The following is an 18382-nucleotide window of genomic DNA, read 5'->3' as shown; positions in this document are numbered from 1 at the left end:
CTCTCCTTGTGGTCCCCTTACGGGGAGATGCCCGGCGGGGCATCGCTGTCCTGACTCTCAGTCACTCAAGGGCGACGGGCCGGGATATTTCCGTTGTCGATTTGGATCAGCAGGTGCTCTGTCGCGTCCCCTTCCGGCCTGCCGGCCATCTCCCCCACAAGGGCGGAGATTGGCTGTGCCGGCGGCGCTCCGCCCATGGATTCGACTGGGATGGCGATTTGGGCATCCTCGAATAGAACCACCTGCGTCGCCAGAGCGGTTGTCGTGGCGACCTGGAAGAAAATGAAGGCGAGGGCGAGATAGCGGATCACGGGCCTCCAAACGCTTCGGCAGGCAAGTGGTTCCCTTATCGGGTTTCGCCGGCATCCGGGCGCTGGCACTTGCGAAGCGCCGATGTCCCGTGCAAAAGCGCGGCTATGCTTATCATCAACGACCTTACGCTGCGCATGGCGGGGCGGCTGCTTCTCGATCATGCCTCATTGACCTTGCCGGCCGGCACCAAGGCCGGCCTGGTCGGCCGCAACGGCACCGGCAAGACCACGCTGTTCAAGGCGATCACCGGCGATTTCCCTTCGGAGACCGGTTCGATCAGCCTGCCGAAGAACACGCGCATCGGCCAGGTGGCGCAGGAAGCGCCCGGAACCGAGGAGCCACTGATCGAGATCGTGCTGAAAGCCGATGTCGAGCGCCAGGCTCTGCTCGAAGAGGAAAAGACCGCGACCGACCCGCACCGCATCGCCGAGATCCACACGCGGTTGGCCGATATCGACGCCCATTCGGCCGAATCCCGCGCCGCCACCATCTTGGCCGGCCTCGGCTTCGATGATGCCGCGCAGAAGCGTCCGGCCTCTTCCTTCTCCGGCGGCTGGCGCATGCGCGTGGCTTTGGCCGCCGTGCTCTTCTCCGAGCCGGACCTTTTGCTGCTCGACGAGCCGACCAACTATCTCGACCTCGAAGGCACGCTGTGGCTGGAGAACTACGTCTCCAAATATCCGCACACGGTCTTGCTGATCTCGCACGACCGCGACCTGCTCAACCGCGCCGTCAATTCGATCGTCCATCTCGACCAGAAGAAGCTGACCTTCTGGCGCGGCGGCTACGATCAGTTCGAGCGCCAGCTCACCGAGCAGCGCGAGTTGCAGGAAAAGAGCCGCATCAAGCAGGAAGCGCAACGCAAGCACATGGAATCCTTCGTCGAGCGTTTTCGCGCCAAGGCTTCCAAGGCGAGACAGGCGCAGTCGCGCCTGAAGGCGCTGGAGAAGCTGAAGCCGATCGCGGCGGTGGTGAACGACACGGTGCGGCCTTTTTCCTTCCCGGAACCGGTGAAGACGGTGGCTTCGCCGATCGTGGCGCTGAACGGCGTCAATGTCGGCTACGCCGAGGGCAATCCGGTGTTGAAGAAGATGACGCTGCGCATCGATGCCGACGATCGCATCGCGTTGCTCGGCGCCAACGGCAACGGCAAGTCGACCTTCGCCAAATTGCTCGCCGGCCGGCTGAAGGCCGAGACCGGCTCCATGACGATCGCGCCGGGCCTGAAAGTGGCGATCTTCGCCCAGCACCAGCTCGACGATTTGCGTCCGGAGGAAAACGCCTACGAGCATGTGCGCYGGCTGATGCCCGACGCACCGGAAGCCAAGGTGCGCGCCCGCGTCGCCCAATTCGGCCTCTCGACCGAGAAGATGAACACCGCCGCGAAAGATCTGTCCGGCGGCGAGAAGGCGCGCCTGCTGATGGGCTTGTCGGCCTTCGAGGGACCCAACCTTTTCATCCTCGACGAGCCGACCAACCACCTCGACATCGACAGCCGTGAATCGCTGATCCATGCGTTGAACGACTTTCCGGGCGCCGTGATCCTGATCTCGCACGACCGGCACCTGCTCGAAGCCACCGCCGACCGGCTCTGGCTCGTCAAGGACGGCGCGGTCAATCCCTATGACGGCGACCTGGAGGACTACAAAACCCTGGTCACCGGCGTGTCGTCCAACCGGCGCGAACAGAAGGAAGCCGACAAGGCGTCCAAGGCCGACCGCCGCCGCGAGGCCGCCCAGCGCCGCGCCGCGCTCGAGCCTTTGGCCAAGGAAATCCGCGCCACCGAGGCGCTGATGGACCGCATCCGCAAACGCATCGACCTGATCGAGGACGAGCTCGCCAATCCGGCCGTCTACGAAAAGGACCCCTCGACCGCGACGCGGCTCGCCAAGGAGCGCTCGCAGCTGGCGCACACGCTGGCGGTGAACGAGGACAAGTGGCTGACCATGTCGGCGGAATATGAGGAAGGGATCGCGGAGTAAGCGTCATGCCTCCCGCGCGGGGAGGGCACGCGGTCGCATCAGTCGTTCAGCAAGTTTTCGCGCAGCATCGTGCCCGGATACTCCGTTCGATAGCGTCCACGCCTTTGCAGTTCGGGAACGACGAGGTCGACGAATTCCTCGAAGCAGCCGGGTGTGTAGGTGGCGATCAGCATGAAGCCGTCGGCGCCGCCATCGTCCATGAACTCCTCCAGCCTATCGGCGATGTCGGCAGGCGTGCCGACCAGCACGGGCATTCCCATGCCCTGCGCGTAGATGATGGCGGCGTCGCGGATCGTTACCGGGGCGCCGTCGCGTGCGTAGAGGATCGATTCGAACAGGCCCTGGATACCGGGGACCTCGATGTCCTGGATCAGGTCGTCCAGATCGAATGTCGAGAAGTCGAGACCGAAATGGCCCGACATCCAGGCCAGCGCGCCCTCGGGAGGAATGCACGCCAGGATCCGTTCATACTTGGCCTGCGCCTCCTCCCGTGTTTCCGCAACGACTGTCTGGACACCATAGATGAGACGTACGCTGCCATGCGGGCGATTGAAGCGCTCGCTGACGCGGGTATTGAGATCGTCGCTGTATTGGCGCATGCGGGCGACAGTCGGCAGCACCGCAAAGATCGCCTCGGCATGCTTTGCCGCGAAATCGCGGCCGCGGTCGGACGAGCCCGCCTGCCACAGCACCGGCTGGCCCTGCGGCGACGGCGCTACGAAATGGCGGCCGCGCGACCGGAAGAATGTGCCTTCGTGCACCACCTCGTGTACTTTGGAAGGGTCGGCGTAGACGCCGCTTTCCTTGTCGGCGATGATCGCGTCCAGCTCCCAGGAGTTCCATAGCTTGTAGCAAAGCTCCATGTACTCATCGAGCCGCTCGTATCGGTGGCTGCGATCGGTCATCTCGGCTCCATACGCCTCCCACTCGCTCTTCGAATAGGACGAGACGATGTTCCAGGCGATGCGGCCGTTGGAAAGATGGTCGAGGCTCGAAAGCCTGCGGCACATCGAGTAGGGGTGCTCGAAGGCGGTCGACAAGGTGACGCCGACGCCGAGATGCGTGGTCGCCGAGGTGATGATTGGCGCGATGGTCGACGGTTCATGCGTCGGGAACTGCACCGCGTATTTCACGATCGGATCGGATGAATTCGCGTGGGTGTTGTAAGGCGCCAGCTCGTCGGCGATGAACATCGCGTCGAACAGGCCGCGCTCCATGGTCCGGGCCATGTGCTGCCAGTATTCGGGGCGCGCATAGTTCCAGCCGACTTTGTCTTTCGGGTGGCGCCACATGCCGGTTGCGTGGCTGTTCACGCCATGCTGAATGAAGCCGAGCAGATGTGCTTTCTTTGCCATTGACGGTCCTGACTGTTAGTACTGAAGGAGGTTTTCGCGCAACGTCGTTCCAGCGTAGGCTCTGCGGTAGCGGCCGCGCCGCTGCATTTCCGGGACCACCAGATCGACGAATTCCTCAAAGCATCCAGGTGTGTAGGTTGCCAGCAGCATGAAGCCGTCGGCGCCGCCCTCGTCCATGAACGTCTCGAGTTGGTCGGCGATGTCGGCGGCGGTTCCCACGAGTGTCGGCATGGCGAACCGCATCGAATAGATTTCCGCCGCCTCGGCGATGGTCACGTCGCTGCCGGCACCCGAGCGCACCAGCGCGTCCCTGACGCCCTGAATGCCAGGGACGTCGATGCTGTCGAGCGGCGAATCCGGATCATACTTCGAGAAGTCGAGGCTGAGCTGGCCCGACAGCAGCGCAAGCGACCCCTCCCGCGGCAGCAAGGCGCGGATGGTCTCGTATTTGCGCTTTGCCTCGTCGCGGGTCTCGCCGACGATCGGCTGCACGCCGTAGATAAGCTTCACGCCGCCGGCACGTCGCCCGAATTTTTCGAGGCGGCGGTTGAGGTCTTCGGAGTAGAGGCGCATCTCGTCGACATTCGGATGGATCGCGAAAATCGCTTCCGCCTGCCTGGCCGCGAAGTTGCGGCCCGGCTCGGACGATCCGGCTTGCCAAAGGACCGGCTTTCCCTGAGGCGACGGCGCCACGAAATGTCGGGCGCGGCATTGGAAGAATTCGCCCCGATGCACCACTTCGCGCACCTTGGATGGGTCGGCGTAGATACCGCTGTTCCTGTCGGCGACGATCGCGTCCGGCTCCCATGAATTCCAGAGCTTCAGGCAGAGCTCGAGATACTCTTCGATGCGATCGTAGCGGCGGCTGCGGTCGTCCATCTGCGCGCCATAGGCATCCCACTCGCTTTTCGAGTAGGAGCCGACGATGTTCCAAGCGATGCGCCCGTTGGAAAGATGGTCCAGGCTGGAGAGCCGGCGGCACATCGAGTACGGATGTTCGAATGCGGTCGACAGCGTCAGCCCGACGCCAAGATGGGTGGTGGCGCCGGTGACGATCGGCGCCAGGGTCGATGGTTCGTGTGTAGGGCACTGAACGGCCCATTTCACGGTCGCATCGGAGTTGTCGGCAAAGCTGTTGTAGGGCGCCAGCTCGTCGGCGATGAACATCGCGTCGAACAGACCGCGCTCCATGGTCCGAGCCATGTGCTGCCAGTATTCGGGGCGCGCATAATTCCAGCCGACCTTGTCTTTGGGATGCCGCCACATGCCGGTCGCATGGCTGTTAACCCCATGCTGCATAAATCCGAGGAAGTGCGCTTGCTTCTTGGTCACGGACTGGTCTCGGTACTTGAAAACTGATTTTTGCTGGCACCCTGAAGCGCCGGCTCTCGGATTTGCGCGCGGTGAGGGCGTGGCGCGCCGGAAGCCGTTCGCGCCACGCCCGACCGACCGGTGGTCGTCGGATCGCGATCTATGGCTTGGTGGCCGGCACCTTCTTTTCGATGAAGAAGGCCAGGCCGACGCCGAATGTCGTTACCAGCACCAGGAACGGCCCGGCATAGACGAAACACGGCGTGTAACCGATGCCTGCTATGCTGACGATGGAGAGTGCGAACGCCAAGGCGATGCCGCCCCAATGGCCGTCCTGCGGCACCGGCGCCTCTTCCGTTTCGCCTTGGCGGAAGTCGTTGATCGCGTTCTGTACGCCACGCCAGTATCCGGCGGCAAAGACCGCCGTCGCCAGCACCGAGCCGATCGTGATGATGAGAGTGATTGCCGACATATCCATTCCCCTTATTCAGCCGGTGCCGTGACGGCGCCGGGCAGGGCGCTGTCAGCCGTTGCGTTCGCGTCCAGTGTGGTGCTCTGCCGCAGGGCGGCGTAGTCGAAGCGTTCGGGTCGGATGAGCGCTCCCAGCACCACCGTCAGGCCGCTGATCGCGACGATGCTGATCGTTCCCACCAGATCGCCGTAGACGTGGCGCAGCGGCATGCCGATGCCGATCGCCAGGACGATGCCCCCGACGAAGCCGATCGTATTGGTTCGCGGCCAAAGGATCGCCAGCACCAGCGGCAGCAGGATCGAGGTCTTGAGTGCATAGGTGGTCAGGACCAGCGTGGTGAAGTCGACGCCGGAAAGGACGATGCCGAAGGCAACCAGGCCGCCTATCAGGGTCGAAATCTTGGTGATGACGAACAGCCGGCTTTCAGCCGTCCTCGGGGCGAAGCGCTTGACGATGTCGACGGCGACGATTGAGGAAAGCGCTGACCCGGCACCGTCGATCGTCGAGTAGCAGGCGGCCAGGATCATCAGCACATAACCGATGATGATGAAGAACGGCAGGCCGAGATGCGAAATCAGATACGGCCCGATCGCCGCCGAGTCGCCGCCGATATCCGATAGGTTCAGGCCGTATGCGATACCGATCAGACCGAGTGTGCCGAGCGCGATCGGGATGGGATAAAACAGCGCGCCGGCCCAGAGGAAGGTGCGGTTGACATATTCCGATTTGATCGCCCACGCCTTCTGCCAGAAGGTCTGGTCGGCGATGGCGGCTGCGAATATGCCGAATGCCAGGGTGATGCCGAAACCGGCGGCGGCGTCCCAGCGCAGCACCGACAGATTGGCGGGGTTCACCTCTCCGACCTTGGCGACGACCGCCAGCGCGCCGCCCGGCACCTTGTCGAAGGCCAGCGAGACGATGATCGCCGCCGGCACCGTGATCATCAGAAGGTTGATGGTCGCGGTCATGACGCTCGTCCACAGGCCGCCGAAATAGGAATAGACCAACACCGAGATAAGGCCGACAAGCGCTGCATAGGTCCAGTCGATATTGAAGATCGTCGACATGACCACCGAAGCGCCCTTCAGGTTGATCAGGATCTCCAGGACGATGCCGAAGACCATCGTCAGCGTCACGATGGATGTCGCGACTCCCGACTGCTTGAAGCGGTTCTTAGTGAACTCGGAGATCGTGTAGCCGTTCGGCATCTGCCGGCGCAGGACGCGCGTGAACGGGATCAGCATCATCACCGCAAGCCCATTCGGCGCCACGAACCAGAACAGGCCCGACAGGCCCCATTCGAAAGTCATGGCGGAGGTCATCATCACCGCCATCGACCAGGTCCAGACGGAGATTACCGAGCCGACGCCGAAGCCAAACCCGATCTTGCGGTCGGAGATGATGAAGTCGTGGGTGTTGCGCACCAGCAGCCGGCGAATGACGATCGCCGCCACGAGGGTGGCCAACCCGAGCCCCACGAGAAGCGAATAGCCCAGAGTCGGGGTAAGCCCCTGTGTCAATTGGAGAGTTGTCTTGTCCATGTCAAATGTCCCGCTCGTTAGCTGGCTGCAAAGCGTTTCGTCCCCACTGGGCCAGCGCCGGGCGGAACTTAAACACCGGGTGTGCGACCGCCGAGAAAGAATTTTATAAAGTTGATAGATTTAGTAGATAAATAGGCTCGCGCAGGGGAGTCTTGACCGTCTATCTGGCCCTACACCTCTCCCGCAAAACCCGCTAAACACCCCGCATGAACCAGCACGCCAAGCTCAGGATCGGCCATTCCGCCTGTCCGCATGATTGCCCCTCCACCTGCGCGCTCGAAGTCGAGCTGCTCGATGACAACCGCATCGGCCGCGTGCATGGCGCCAAGGCGAACAGTTACACGGCGGGCGTCGTCTGCGCCAAGGTCGCGCGCTATGCCGACCGCGTCCATCATCCCGATCGCCTGCTGAAGCCGCTGGTGCGCGCCGGCGGCAAGGGCGAGGGCGCCTGGAAGGAGGCGAGCTGGGAGGCCGCGCTCGATCTCGTGGCGGAAAAATTCATCGCGGCCGAAGCGAAATACGGCTCGGAGACGGTCTGGCCCTATTACTACGCCGGCACGATGGGGCTGGTGCAGCGCGACGGCATCGAAAGGTTGCGGCACGCCAAGAAATATTCCGGCTTCTTCGGCTCGATCTGCACCAATCTCGCCTGGACCGGCTGGATGATGGGCGCGGGCGCTTTGCGCGGGCCTGATCCGCGCGAGATGGCGAAGTCCGATTGCGTGGTGATCTGGGGCACCAATGCGGTGGTCACGCAGGTCAACGTCATGACCCATGCGACCAAGGCGCGCAAGGAACGTGGGGCGAGGATTGTCGTCATCGACATCTACGACAACGCCACGATGAAGCAGGCCGATCTCGGCCTGGTCCTGAAGCCCGGCACCGACGGCGCGCTCGCCTGCGCCGTCATGCATGTGCTGTTCCGCGACGGCATGGCCGACCGCGCCTATCTCGAGAAATACACCGATGATCCGCGCGGCCTCGAAGAGCATTTGCGCACCCGCACGCCCGAATGGGCAGCCGCCATCACGGGCTTGAGCGTCGCCGAGATCGAGACGTTCGCCCGGCTCGTCGGCACGACCAAGAAAACCTATTTCCGCCTCGGCTACGGTTTCGCGCGCCAGCGCAACGGCTCGGTCAACATGCATGCCGCGGCCTCGATCGCCGCCGTCACCGGCGCCTGGCAATATGAGGGCGGCGGCGCCTTCCACTCCAATTCCGGCATCTTCAAGCTGAACCAGGACGTGCTCGAGGGCACCGCGATGCGCGACCCGAACATCCGCTATCTCGACCATTCGCGCATTGGCCCGGTGCTGACGGGCGCGGCGGACGCGCTCTATGGCGGCCCGCCGGTGACGGCGATGCTGATCCAGAACACCAATCCGGCCAATGTCGCGCCGGAGCAGCGGCTGGTGAGAAAGGGTTTCCTGCGCGACGACCTGTTCACCTGCGTGCACGAGCAGTTCATGACCGATACGGCCAAGCTCGCCGACGTCGTGCTGCCGGCGACGATGTTTTTGGAGCATGACGACATCTACAAGGGCGGCGGCAACCAGCATATCACGCTCGGCCCCAAGCTGATCGAGCCGCCGGAAGGGCCGCGCACCAACCACTATGTCAATGAGGAACTCGGCAAGCGGCTGGGTGTCGGCGACCGTCCGGGCTTCGGCCTGACCGAGCGCGAGCATATCGACATCATCCTCGGCAAGCGCGGCCTCGGCAGCTTCGACAGTTTGAAGGCTGAGAAGTGGGTCGACCTGCAGCCCGACTTCGACGACGCGCATTTCATCAACGGCTTCGGCCATGCCGACAAGAAATTCCACTTCCGGCCCAACTGGACAGGCCAGTCGGCGCCCAACCGGCCGCCGAAAAGCATGGGCCTGTTCGGTCCGGTCGAGCGGCTGCCGGAATTCCCCGACCATGTCGAGCTGATCGAGGTCGCGGACGAGGAGCATCCATTCCGGCTGGCGACCTCGCCGGCGCGCAACTTCCTCAACTCCAGCTTTGCCGAAACGCCGGTCTCGAAGGCCAAGGAAGGCAGGCCCGAGCTGCTCATCCACCGCGAAGATGCAGCAGTGCTCGGCATCGAGGATGGCGGCCGTGTCGAGGTCGGCAACCGCCGCGGCGACCTGGTGCTGCACGCCAGGTTCTTCGACGGCGTGAAGCGCGGCGTGGTGATCGCGGAAGGCATCTGGCCGAACAGCGCGCATGAGCGCGGCGAGGGCATCAACGTGCTGACCGGCGCCGACGCTCCGGCACCCTATGGCGGCGCCGCCGTCCACGACAACAAGGTCTGGCTCAGGGCGCTTTAGACATTTGCTTTGATTACGCCCTGATCACTTCGCCGCCTGCGCGTCCAACGCCTTGACCTCGTCCGCGGCCGCCTTGCGCGYCGCGGCGTCGGTACCAGACGCGCCTTTGTCCTTGGCGAAGGCAATGAGGGCGGTGCGCGTGTCCTCGTCGCATCCGTCCTCGCCGACGCCGTCGATGCCGGCTTTCCTGGCCGCGGCCAGCACGGAGTCGCAGGCGTCCGGCGCGAAAGCGAACTGGCCCATGATGGCCCCGAGCGTCAGTGGATCCTGCAGGCGCGGATCGTCGCGGATCGCCTGCAGCGTCGCATTGCCGACCGCTTTCGATTTCCGGTCCTGCGCGATCTGCGTCAGGTCGAAGATGAACTCGAATTCCGGCTTGTCGACGCCCTCGGGTTTCGACACCAGTATGTCGAGCGCATAGCGGGTGATCTCCTCGGGCGTGACGACCGATCGGATTGCTTTTGCCTGATGGTAGTTGCGCACCAGCACCCAGCGCGCGGGAAGGTCGCCATAGCGGGCGAGAATGCCAAGCTGCTTGATGGCGGCAAGCTTCTGCTTGTCAGTCTTGGCAGCCTGCGCCTGGGCGAAGACCTTGTCGCGGATGCGGTTGAGAACTTCCGCGTCGAGCCCGCCCGGAGCGGGAGCGGCCTGCTGTGTCGCTGTGGCTTGCGAGGCGGGAGCATCGCCAAGCGGACCTTTCGCGTCGACCCAGGCGGCGAGCGCCTTGCGCGCGTCCGGGCCGAAATAGCCCTTCGGCTCGCCGGTATAAAAACCTTCGCTCTTCAGCGTCGTCTCGATGGCGATGCGGATCTCGTCGGGCAGCGCCTTGCCGATGCCGACGAGGTTCTCTTCCGCGAGCCCCGCCGGCGCTTCGCGGAACGCATCCATCACCGCTGCCGCGACCGCGGCGTTTCCGGCGCTCGAGGCCGGCCCGGAAAAGAGGCCGCTCAGTTCGATGCTCGCTGCGTCGCCGCCGAACACGCCGGCGCCCATCCTGCCGATGCCGTCATTGTAGAGCGCAATGCGGTCGGTGATGCCTTCGCGCAGCGTCATCAGATGATCGAAACTGTCGAAGGTGAAGGCGTTGGCGAGCTTGGCCTTCGCCTTGAGCGAACCGAGCCGCGCCGCCTCGCGCCAGGCATGCAGCCGCTCGCGCGGGTTCTTGTCGATACCGACACCGTCGGCATAGGCATCGCCCAGCAGCACCATGGCCTCGACGCTGCCGAGATTGGCGGCGTTGATCAGCATCGCCGTCGCCTTCTGGTCGTCCTGCGGATAGACCGCGCCTTTGCGCAACAGCTTCGCGTGCAGCAGATAGGCCTGTTGCTCCTTCTTGGCCTCGCCTTCGTCGATCAGCGCTTTCAGCTGGTCGTCGTTCAGGCCGTCGTCGCGGCGCGACGGGCGATAGCTGGTCGAATCGAGATTGGCATATTGCGTCGAGGCGTAGAGCCAGAGCGCGTCACGGTCGCCCGCGTCTGCCAGCGGCTTCAGCATGGCGCGCGCCACATCCTCGTTCTTGAACTGCTGGTCGTCGGAGAGCTGCAGCCGCGCCAGCGCAAGGGGAGCACCCGGCTCGCCGGCCTCGGCGGCATCGCTCAGGCGCTCGACCAGTTGGTCCGGATTGTCGATCTGAAAGCCGTCATAGTCGGGAAGCAGGTTCGCAAGCCTGATGCCGGTGTCGAGGTCCCAGGAGCCGTTGAGCAGCTGGATCGCCTCACGCGGCTGGCGGCCGACGAATTTTCCATCCAGGAGCAGGCCGGCGAGCATCGGCCCGGCCTCGGCGGCAGTCTTGGTTGCGGCGCGCAGCATGGCGATCGCGCGCTTGCCGTCGGTGGCGCCGCCTTCGCCCTTGGCCAGCATGTCGGCCAGCACAGGCACGGCATACTGATCGCTGCCGACGCGCGCTTCCAGCAACTGCCTGGCCTTTGTCGCGTCCTGCGAGGTCCCGCGGCCCAGCCGCAGCGCCTTGATGTAAGCCAGCGCCGATCGTCCGGAGCCGTTCGTCCCGGCCTGCGAATCCGTTTCGACTGCATGAAAGGCCTTTTGCTGCTCCTCGCTGGAAAATCCGTCATTCTCCAGCGTCGTCCGCGCAATCAGCAGGGGCATGGCGGCGCGGAACTGGCTGTCCCATTCGCCGGGCGACTGACCCTGGGCCGGCGCGTCGATGACGCGTTGCGCGGTCTCGACCACCTTGTGCGGGTCGCGACGCAGCAGCGGCCCGTCGATATACTGACGGAGCAACGTCTCTAGCGCCGTGAGATGACCGGCCTTGCCGGCCTTCTGCAAGGCATCGAGCGCCATGTCCCGGGTGACCGGCGGCGGACCGGCATCGGCGCCGTCGTGGCGATGCACCGAATAGAACTCGTAGAGCAGATAGTTCGCCTCCGGGCTGCCGCCGTCGGCGAGTAGCTTGATCTGCGGGAGGAGAAAGGTAAGCCCCGGCTGGTTGAGCGCGACCTGGACCCGCAGCCATTGCAGCGCCAGCCGCTTTTCCTGCGGCGCGCCGAGCATCGCAGCCTGGCATTTGTCGGCGAGGGTCTTGAGCTTGCTGAGATCAAAATCTTGCGGGAAGAGCTCGCCATATTGGACAGGCGGCGCCTTGGCTTCAGGATCGAGCGGCACGGAAGCGCCCTTGTCGCAGGTGCCGATTGCCTCGGCGAGCGCGGCCTTCTTCGCCGCATCGTCCGCAGCCTTCTTGGCCGCATCGTCAGATTTTTCGGAAGACGCCTGCGCCCCCAAGGCCGTTCCGGCAAAGGGCGTCAAGGCGAGGCAGGAAAGAACCAGGGCATGCACTGGCCGCAGCATGAGCGTCCCCCCTCGGACTTGGGTCCGGGTGCTGCCGGACCCACAGGCGCTAAATTAGCATGCCATGTCAACGGTGATGAGTGTGGCGCTTCACATTCGCCTACAATTCGGCCTTCGTATCGCCCTGCGGTCGTTTAAATCAATTTGCCAAGGCGGCGTGCTAGAGGATTGTTCCGACTCAAGCTTTCGACAGGGATCGCCATGCCGCAGCTCAAGATAGCCATCGCCGGCGCGCTCGGCCGCATGGGCCGGCAGATGGCGCAGACCGTCGCGGCAGATCCGCGGCTGGAACTCGTCGCCCGCTTCCACAGGCCAGGCARCATGGGCGAGGGGCTGGTCGAGCGCGACAGGGCGCTGGCGCTTGCCGATGTGGTCGTCGACTTCACCACGCCCGCGGCATCGGCCGAACTGGCAACAGCCTGCGCGGCGCGGGGTGGTCCGGCGCTGGTCATCGGCTCGACCGGTTTTGACGCCGCAGAGCTGGAAGCCATTGCGGAAGCCGCGAAGAAGATCGCCATAGTGCGTTCAGGCAGCTATTCGCTCGGCCTCAACATGCTGACCGGCCTGGTCGAGCAGGCGGCGCGGGYCCTCGGCCCTGACGATTGCGACATCGAGATCTTTGAAGCACATCATCGTATGAAAGTCGACGCGCCGTCGGGGACAGCGCTGATGCTGGGCGAGGCGGTTTCGCGAGGACGCGGCGTCGAGCTGGACGATGTGGCGAAGCGCGCCCGCGACGGCCTCGTTGGTTCGCGCAATGCCGGCGAGATCGGCTTTGCCGTCATGCGCGGCGGCAGCATCGTCGGCGAGCATAGCGTGAGCTTCCTAAGCCAAGGTGAGACGCTCACGCTCTCCCATGCCGCCGGAGACCGTTCGATGTTCGCGCGCGGCGCCATTGCGGCCGCACTCTGGGTCGTCGGGCGGTCGCCCGGCCAATACGACATGCACGATGTGCTGGGGTTCGCTAGCTCGTGAAATTCGCCGGATTGCATTTCAACGCACGCCAAAAAGGCTGAAAGCCAGCTGAAAGCTTGGCCGTGCCATGACGGTTTTGTGGCGTTCGCCACATGAGCGGCTGGGAGTGGCCGCAAGGAGGAAATGCGGCGCGCCGCGCCGCCCAGTGGAGGAAGTCACGTGACCCGTCTCATCTCTAAACGCGTCCTGCGCTCGGTGGCGCTGACGCTTGCCATGGTCGGCGCCGGCACATCGGCGGCTTCGGCTGCCGACAAGATCACCATCATCGTCGGCGGCATGGAAAAGCAGATCTATCTGCCGGCCGTGCTCACCCAGCAGCTCGGCTACTTCAAGGATGAGGGGCTGGACGTGGAGTTGGTGAACTCCCGAGCCGGCGTCGAGGCGGAGAACGAGTTGCTGGCCGGCGCCGTGCAGGGTGTCGTCGGCTTCTACGACCACACCGTCGACCTGCAGTCGAAGGGCAAATACATCCAGTCGATCGTGCAGTTCAGCCAGGCGCCGGGCGAGGTCGAGCTGGTTTCGGCCAAGCACCCGGAGATCAAGTCGCCGGCCGACTTCAAGGGCGCGACGCTCGGCGTCACCGGCCTCGGTTCCTCAACCGATTTCCTCACCCAGTATCTCGCGGTCCGCAACGGCCTGAAGCCGGGCGATTACACGCTGCTTCCGGTCGGCGCCGGCAACACCTTCATCGCCGCCGTCAAGCAGGATCAGATCCAGGCCGGCATGACCACCGAGCCGACCATCGCCAAGCTGCTCCAGACCGGCGAGGCCAAGGTGCTCGTCGACATGCGCACGCCCGAGAAGACCAAGGAAGCGCTGGGCGGCGACTATCCGGCAGCCTCTTTCTACGTTCAGTCGAGCTGGCTCGAGGGCCACAAGGACGAGGCGCAGAAGCTTGCCAACGCTTTCGTCAAGACGATGAAGTTCATCGCCGGCCACTCGGCCGAGGAGATCGCCGACAAGATGCCGAAGGACTATTACGCCGGCAGCAAGGACCTCTACGTGCAGGGCCTTGCCGGCGGCAAGGCGATGTTTACGCCTGACGGCCGCATGCCGGCCGACGGACCGGAGACGGTGCTGAAGGTTCTGTCGACCTTCTCCAAGAGCCTGCAGGGCAAGCAGATCGACCTGTCGAAGACTTACACGACCGAGTTCGTCGACGCGGCGAAGTAAGCGCCGGCGGGCGAGGGCGACGGACCCCGTCCGCTTCAGAAAAACAAGAGCTTGCGCCGGCTGCCTGAATCAATTTGGCAGCCGCGCTTTTCGGATGCCGGCGAGCAGGCCACTGGCCCGAGCCGCGCCACCCCCGCGCCACCACAACAGGAGTGTGCCATGCAATCGCAGACCATGGCGGCCGAGAAACTGTCTCCCGCCGCGCCGCCGACCGATGCCGCCATAGCCATCGACGATGTGACGCTGCGCTTCGTCACGCCGGACGGCCACATGATGACGGCGATCCGCGATTTCACGATGACGGTGGCGCGCGGCGAGTTCGCCTGCGTCGTCGGCCCGACCGGCTGCGGCAAGTCGACGACGCTCAACCTCGTCACCGGGCTCTTGCGTCCGACCACCGGCAATGTCCGCGTCATGGGCAATCCGGTCACCGACATCAGCCGCGACATTGGCTTCGTCTTCCAGGCCGACGCGCTGTTTCCATGGCGCAGCGTCATTGACAATGTCGCCGCCGGTCCGCTCTTCCGCGGCACGCCGAAGCAGGAAGCCTACGACAAGGCGCGCGACTGGATCGGCCGCGTCGGCCTTTCGCGTTTCGAGAAGCATTATCCGCACCAGCTCTCGGGCGGCATGCGCAAGCGCGTCGCGCTAGCCCAGACCTTCATCAACCAGCCCAAGATCCTGTTGATGGACGAGCCCTTCAGCGCGCTCGACATGCAGACGCGCACCGCCATGCAGGACGAGCTCTTGGGCCTGTGGTCCGGACTGAAATCCTCCGTCGTCTTCGTCACGCATGATCTGGAGGAAGCGGTGGCCCTGGCCGACAAGGTCTATGTGCTCACCGCCGGCCCAGGCACGGTAAAGAGCGTCTACCGCATCGACCTGCCGCGCCCGCGCGTCATGGCCGATATCCGCTACGATCCGAAATTCATCGAGATCGCCAAGGTGATCTGGAACGATCTGCGCGAGGAAGTGCAGCTCGGCCAGAGCCGTGGCCTTCAGACCGGCCATTGAAAGGAGACCTGCCATGACCGCCATCTCTCCGACCGATCAAGCCGCCCGCGCCACTTCGATTGTCGCCGCCGAAGCGCAGGCAAAGGCGCGGCTGCGCAAGCGCCACACGCTGGTCATCGGCCTGCGCCTCGCGATCCTGGTCGTCTTCCTTGGCCTTTGGGAACTCTGCGCCGACTACAACATCATCGATCCGTTCTTCTTCTCCAGCCCGTCCGGCATCTGGGAACAGATTTGGTCCTGGGTCACCGAGGGCACCTCGCAGGGGCCGCTCTGGCTGCAGATCTACGTGACGCTTGAGGAAACCTTCCTCGGCTTCGCCATCGGCGCCGTCGGCGGCATCGTGGCGGGCATCATCCTCGGCCGCAACAAGCTCCTGGCCGATGTGTTCTCGATCTACATCAAGATCGCGAACTCGGTGCCGCGCGTGGTGCTCGGCTCGGTATTCATCATCGCGCTTGGTCTCGGCATGGCGTCCAAGGTGGCGCTGGCTGTCGTGATGGTGTTCTTCGTCGTCTTCGCCAACGCCTTCCAGGGCGTGCGCGAGGCCGATCGCGCGATGATCGCCAACGCGCAGATCCTCGGCGCCTCGCCAATGCAGATCACCACATCGGTCATCATCCCCTCGGCGATGAGCTGGATCCTCGCCAGCCTGCACGTCTCGTTCGGCTTCGCCCTTGTCGGTGCGGTCGTCGGCGAGTTCCTCGGCGCCAAGCAGGGCATGGGTCTCTTGATCTCCACCGCGCAGGGCGCCTTCAATGCCAATGGCGTCTTTGCCGCCATGATCATCCTGGCGGTGATGGCGCTGGTGGTGGAGTTCCTGATCACCCGCTTCGAGAACTATGTGGTGAAATGGCGCCCGGCGCCGTTCAACGAGCAGGGGACGTGATCAGGCAGCGGAGTCTTTAGCCGCAGCCAGCGGCAGCCTCACCTCGACCTTGAGCCCGCCGGCAGCGGCGTCGCCCAGCGTGACGCTGCCGCCGGCATTCTCGACCACCTCGCGCACGATGGCGAGACCAAGCCCGCTGCCTTCCTCGGTTGCGCCGGCAATACGATAGAAGCGCTCGAAGACATGCTCGCGCTCTTCAGGCGCAATGCCAGGCCCGGCATCGCTGACCGTGAGCTCGGCCTCGCCGTCCGAGGCGGCGAGCCTCACCGTGACGCTGCCGCCCGGTTTGGAATAGCGCAGCGCGTTGTCGACAAGGTTCACGATCATCTCGCGCAGCATCGTGCCGTCGCCGACCACCGTCACCGGTCCGTTCTCCTCGAGACCGAGGTCGATGGCGCGGTCGATCGCCGCCGGCGCCTGCGCTTCCAGCACATGGCGCGCAGCTTCGGTGAGGTCGATGCGATCGGCGCGCGGCCGTCGGCTGCCGGGTTCTGCCCTGGACAGGGTTAGCAACTGTTCGGCCAACCGCGCCAACTTGCCGGAACTCGCCTGCAAGGCGACCAGCGCCTCCTGGCGCCGGTCGGCCGCGGTTTCGCGCAAGGCATAGCTTGCCTGCATCGACAAGAGCGCCAGCGGCGTGCGCAGCTGGTGCGCGGCATTGGCGATGAAGCGCCGCTGCGCCGCCATCTGCGCCCGCACGCGCTCCATATAGGCGTTGAGCGCGTCGATCAGCGGTCGGATCTCGCTCTGCGCGCCCGAGACCTCCACCGGATCGAGATCGCTGCGGCTTCGCGAGCGCACGGCATCGCGCAGCCGGATGAGCGGCGCCAGCCCGCGGCGCAGGCCGAGCAGCACGAACACGCCGGCAATAGCCACCAAGGCAAGCTGCTGGGCGAAGGCGCTGAGCCACAGGCGCCTAACCATCGCGTCATGGCCGGCGAGCGTGACGCCGACCGTGACCTTGATCGGCGAATCCGTGCCGGCGCCGATCACGGCATGGCTGAGCGTCGCCAGGCGCAGCGGGTGATCGCGATAGGAGGCTTCGATGCTGCCGTGCTCCGGCGCCACGGGCAGGTCGGGATAGCCGGTCAGCAGCCGTCCGCCGGCCGTCTCGACGTGATAGTAGACGCTGTCGCGGTCGCCGGTGTCGAACATCTCGATCGCCGCCGGCGGCACGGTCGCGTCCAGCACGCCGTCGGCCATCGCCACCTGTTCGGCGATGGCGCGCGCCGAGCCGACCAGCATGCGGTCGGTGACGAGGTCCGCGGTCGCCAGCGCGTTGCGCTGGCTCGTCCACAAATTGATGGCGGCGAGCCCGGCCAGCGGCAGCACCACCCAGGCCAGCAATTGCAGGCGAAGGCTGCCGATCCGAAGCCTGCCGATCCTCATGGCGCCGGATCGTCGTGGCGCAAGAGATAGCCAAGGCCGCGCAAGGTTGCGATCTGGACGCGCGAGCCCTCGAGCTTCTTGCGCAGGCGATGCACATAAATCTCGATGGCGCTGGGGTCGGCATCCGTCTCGAAGTCGTAGATCGCGGTCGAGAGCGCTGCCTTGCTCACCGTGCGCCCGGCCTTGACGACGAGCTGTTCCAGCACGGCGTGCTCGCGCGGTGTCAGCGACAGCGTCGCGCCGGCAAGCGAGAACAGGCGGGTGTTGGTGTCGAACACAAGGTCGCCGCAGGCAATGACCGGCGCGGTGCGATCGTTGGCACGGCGCAGCTGCACGCGGATGCGGGCTTCCAGCTCCTCGATCTGGAAAGGTTTCGCCAGGTAGTCGTCGGCGCCTTCGTTGAGGCCCTTGACCCGGCCGTCGAGGCTGGCATTGGCGGTGAGCACGATCACCGGCACCGGGTTGCCGCGCGCCCGCAGCCTTTTCAGCACCTCCATGCCGCCCATGCGGGGCAGGGCGAGGTCGAGGATGATCAAGGCATGCTCGCCGGCAGCCAAGGCATGCTCGACATCCTCGCCGTCATGCACGACGTCGACGACATAGCTCGCCTGGCGCAGCGTCTTGCTCAGCCAATCGGCCAGTTCGCGATTGTCCTCGACAAGCAGCAGCCGCATCGTTTGTCGCTGTTTCCTCCCAACGGCGCCGACCTTCGCCAAGTGCGGCGGGCGACGTCCAAATTGGTCCCTGAGGCAACCGATAGTATCGATCGGCCCGCAAGGCAAACGTGGTTTCCCGGCGGTCGCCGCCCGGTCACGGCGCCTGCCGAACCACCTGTCGGGCCATGCAAGTAATAAA

14 protein-coding genes are annotated in these 18382 nt (G+C 64.8%); 6 read left to right on the top strand and 8 right to left on the bottom strand.

Annotated elements, in window-relative coordinates; genetic code table 11:
* Positions 1–65: 65 nt before the first annotated feature.
* Positions 66–311, bottom strand: a complete 246-nt coding sequence (locus LCM4577_RS30665) for a hypothetical protein (protein WP_041010790.1) — start codon at positions 309–311, stop codon at positions 66–68.
* Positions 312–416: 105 nt separating this feature from the next.
* Between LCM4577_RS30665 and LCM4577_RS30660 the strand changes: the two genes are divergently transcribed.
* Complete coding sequence (locus LCM4577_RS30660; protein WP_071074591.1) at positions 417–2294, top strand: ABC-F family ATP-binding cassette domain-containing protein; 1878 nt, start codon at positions 417–419, stop codon at positions 2292–2294.
* 38 nt (positions 2295–2332) lie between these two features.
* On the opposite strand, the gene LCM4577_RS30655 is transcribed toward LCM4577_RS30660, so the two are convergent.
* From LCM4577_RS30655 to LCM4577_RS30640, 4 genes are all read right to left on the bottom strand, one after another.
* Positions 2333–3649 (bottom strand): LLM class flavin-dependent oxidoreductase, encoded by a 1317-nt coding sequence (locus tag LCM4577_RS30655; RefSeq protein ID WP_071074590.1) that lies wholly within the window; start codon positions 3647–3649, stop codon positions 2333–2335.
* 15 nt (positions 3650–3664) lie between these two features.
* A complete protein-coding gene (locus LCM4577_RS30650) occupies positions 3665–4981 on the bottom strand; it encodes an NtaA/DmoA family FMN-dependent monooxygenase (protein WP_244508477.1) in 1317 nt (438 codons plus the stop codon).
* 139 nt (positions 4982–5120) lie between these two features.
* Entirely contained in the window at positions 5121–5432 is a 312-nt protein-coding gene (locus LCM4577_RS30645; RefSeq protein ID WP_071074696.1) for a hypothetical protein, read from the bottom strand.
* A gap of 11 nt (positions 5433–5443) precedes the next feature.
* A complete protein-coding gene (locus tag LCM4577_RS30640) occupies positions 5444–6973 on the bottom strand; it encodes a sodium:solute symporter family transporter (protein ID WP_052468044.1) in 1530 nt (509 codons plus the stop codon).
* Positions 6974–7179: 206 nt separating this feature from the next.
* Here LCM4577_RS30640 and LCM4577_RS30635 point away from each other — a divergent pair, with 206 nt between their 5' ends.
* A complete protein-coding gene (locus LCM4577_RS30635) occupies positions 7180–9285 on the top strand; it encodes a molybdopterin oxidoreductase family protein (RefSeq protein WP_071035800.1) in 2106 nt (701 codons plus the stop codon).
* Positions 9286–9309: 24 nt separating this feature from the next.
* Here the strand turns inward: LCM4577_RS30635 and LCM4577_RS30630 are convergent, their stop codons facing one another.
* On the bottom strand, positions 9310–12090 hold the full coding sequence (locus LCM4577_RS30630; RefSeq protein WP_071074589.1) for a sel1 repeat family protein: 2781 nt from the start codon (positions 12088–12090) through the stop codon (positions 9310–9312).
* Positions 12091–12291: 201 nt separating this feature from the next.
* On the opposite strand from LCM4577_RS30630, the gene dapB reads away from it, so the two are divergent.
* From dapB to LCM4577_RS30610, 4 genes are all read left to right on the top strand, one after another.
* Positions 12292–13065, top strand: a complete 774-nt coding sequence (gene dapB, locus LCM4577_RS30625; protein WP_071074695.1) for a 4-hydroxy-tetrahydrodipicolinate reductase — start codon at positions 12292–12294, stop codon at positions 13063–13065.
* A gap of 213 nt (positions 13066–13278) precedes the next feature.
* The gene (locus LCM4577_RS30620) at positions 13279–14238 is read left to right on the top strand and encodes an ABC transporter substrate-binding protein (RefSeq protein WP_071035929.1); all 960 of its coding nucleotides are present in this window, start codon (positions 13279–13281) and stop codon (positions 14236–14238) included.
* 159 nt (positions 14239–14397) lie between these two features.
* On the top strand, positions 14398–15252 hold the full coding sequence (locus tag LCM4577_RS30615) for an ABC transporter ATP-binding protein (protein WP_071035802.1): 855 nt from the start codon (positions 14398–14400) through the stop codon (positions 15250–15252).
* 13 nt (positions 15253–15265) lie between these two features.
* Positions 15266–16138: an ABC transporter permease gene (locus tag LCM4577_RS30610; RefSeq protein ID WP_071074588.1), complete on the top strand. Its 873-nt coding sequence runs from the start codon at positions 15266–15268 to the stop codon at positions 16136–16138.
* Here LCM4577_RS30610 and LCM4577_RS30605 read toward each other — a convergent pair whose 3' ends face one another.
* Positions 16139–17527 carry a sensor histidine kinase gene (locus LCM4577_RS30605; RefSeq protein ID WP_071035804.1) on the bottom strand — a complete coding sequence of 463 codons (1389 nt, stop codon included), beginning with the start codon at positions 17525–17527 and terminating at the stop codon, positions 16139–16141.
* On the bottom strand, positions 17524–18201 hold the full coding sequence (locus tag LCM4577_RS30600) for a response regulator (protein WP_040988308.1): 678 nt from the start codon (positions 18199–18201) through the stop codon (positions 17524–17526). Before LCM4577_RS30600 ends, LCM4577_RS30605 begins: the two co-directional genes overlap by 4 nt.
* Positions 18202–18382: the final 181 nt, after the last annotated feature.

The sequence above is a fragment of the Mesorhizobium sp. LCM 4577 genome (genome assembly GCF_001854795.2).
Classification (GTDB): Bacteria; Pseudomonadota; Alphaproteobacteria; order Rhizobiales; family Rhizobiaceae; genus Mesorhizobium; species Mesorhizobium plurifarium.
This window is presented reverse-complemented; position numbering and strand designations above follow the sequence as displayed.